Annotated in this window: 2 protein-coding genes; both read left to right on the top strand. The window is 70.1% G+C overall.

Going from position 1 to position 1,918, the window contains the following annotated elements:
• Positions 1-89: 89 nt before the first annotated feature.
• Complete coding sequence (locus FPZ47_RS28715) at positions 90-512, top strand: DUF6788 family protein (protein WP_168209586.1); 423 nt, start codon at positions 90-92, stop codon at positions 510-512.
• Between the two features lie 59 nt (positions 513-571).
• The gene (locus FPZ47_RS27300; protein WP_168209585.1) at positions 572-1,855 is read left to right on the top strand and encodes an ISKra4 family transposase; all 1,284 of its coding nucleotides are present in this window, start codon (positions 572-574) and stop codon (positions 1,853-1,855) included.
• Positions 1,856-1,918: the final 63 nt, after the last annotated feature.

Raw genomic sequence — 1,918 nt, 5'->3', positions numbered from 1 at the left:
GGGTGTGCGACACGAATGTAGGTGACGGGGGTTGAGGCTGGTCACGCGATAGTCTGGTTGTGGTATAAACAACCAGATAGGAGATCGGGATGGACGACGCCTCGCTGGATGACCTGGAGCAGCGACGAGACCGGTTGTATGCCGAGTTGGCGGCGACCGGCGACTTCCGGCGCGGCTCGGTCAGCGAGAACTACCGCCGCTGCGGCAAGCCCAATTGCGCATGCGCCCAGCCCGATCACCCCGGTCATGGGCCGCGCTACCTGTGGACCCGCACCGTGGCCGGGCGCGGCACGAAGGGACGGCAGCTCTTGGCCGACGAGGTGGACAAGGTGCGCGCCGAGCTGTCCAACTACCACCGCTTCGCGCAGGTGTCCGAGCAGATCGTGGCGGTCAACGAGACGATCTGCGAGGCCCGCCCGCCGAACCCGGCGGCGACGGCACCCCCGGCCGCGACGGGGGACGAAAAAAGGGGCTCTGCGAGCAGATCACGGCGGAGATCGCCGCCGAGGTAGAGCGACTGGCCGCGCTCGCGGCGGACTCGCTGGGCTCCTCGGGTACGGGCCTGGCCGCGGTGGAGTTGGCGATCCGCACCGCGATGATGCGGCTCGGCGCGTCGCTGCTGGGCCAGCTGCTGGCCGCCGACACCGGGCACCGCGGGCCGCGGATTGACTGCGGGGCCGGGCATCACGCTGCCTTCGTCGGCTACCGCGACAAGAACCTCGACACCGTGTTGGGCCGTGTCGTGGTGCGCCGCGCCTACTACCACTGCACGGACTGCGGGCACGGGAACGTGCCCCGCGACGACGATCTCGGCGTCACCGACGCGTCGCTGTCACCGGGGCTGCGCCGGATGACCGCCCGCGCCGCGGCCGCCGAACCGTTCGCCACCGCGGCCGACCTGCTGGCTGAGCTGGCCGGAATCCGATTGTCGGACAAGCGGATCGAACGCAGCGCCGAAAACGACGGCGCCGCTGCAGCGGCGCGCATCACCGCCGAAGCTCCCGCGATCGCCAGCGGCACGATGGCCGTACTGCCCGCCCCGGCTGACCGCGGCACACCGCCGGACAAGCTCTACATCGCCGTCGACGGCACCGGCGTGCCGATGGTGGCCGCCGCGGTCACCGACCGCGCCGGCAAGGCACCCGACGGGCGGGCCCGCACCCGCGAGGTCAAACTCGCCGCCCTGTTCACCCAAACCAGCCTCGATGACGACGGGCGGCCGGTGCGTGACCCGGACTCCACCAGCTACCTGGCCAGCTTCGCCCCCGCGGCCCAGTTCGCCACCCTGGTGGCCGCCGAAGCGCGCCGCCGCGGCGCCGATGACATCCGCCAACTCGTCGTCCTCGGCGACGGCGCCCCCTGGATCTGGAACCTGGCCACCACGATCGCACCCGAGGCCACCCCCATCGTGGACCTCTACCACGCCCGCGAACACCTCCACGGCCTCGCCGCCGGGCTGACCGACACACTCGGCGACGCGCACCCCGACTGGCTGGCCGCCCGCCTGGCCGACCTCGACGCCGGCGACATCGAAACCCTGGTCACCGAAACCGAGCGTCTGCCGATGAACGACGACACCGCGACCGACACCGCCAAAGCATTGGGATACTTCAAAACCAATGCTCACCGGATGCGCTACGCCTACTTCCGCGCCCACGGACTGTTCGTCGGCTCCGGGGTCGTGGAGGCCGGCTGCAAATCCCTGGTCGGAGGGCGCCTCAAACAGTCCGGCATGCGCTGGAACATCCCCGGCGCCACCGGCATCCTCACCCTGCGCACCCACCAAGCCAGCGGCCGCTTCGACCGCATCTGGACACAGCCACACAACCAGACCGCCACCGTAGCCACCGCATGACCAGCAATCCAGCAGCTCCATTCAAGATCAACCCCGATTCACCTACAAATCTGTCGCACACCC

The sequence above is a fragment of the Mycobacterium helveticum genome, from assembly GCF_007714205.1.
GTDB classification, from domain to species: Bacteria; Actinomycetota; Actinomycetes; order Mycobacteriales; family Mycobacteriaceae; genus Mycobacterium; species Mycobacterium helveticum.
This window is presented reverse-complemented; position numbering and strand designations above follow the sequence as displayed.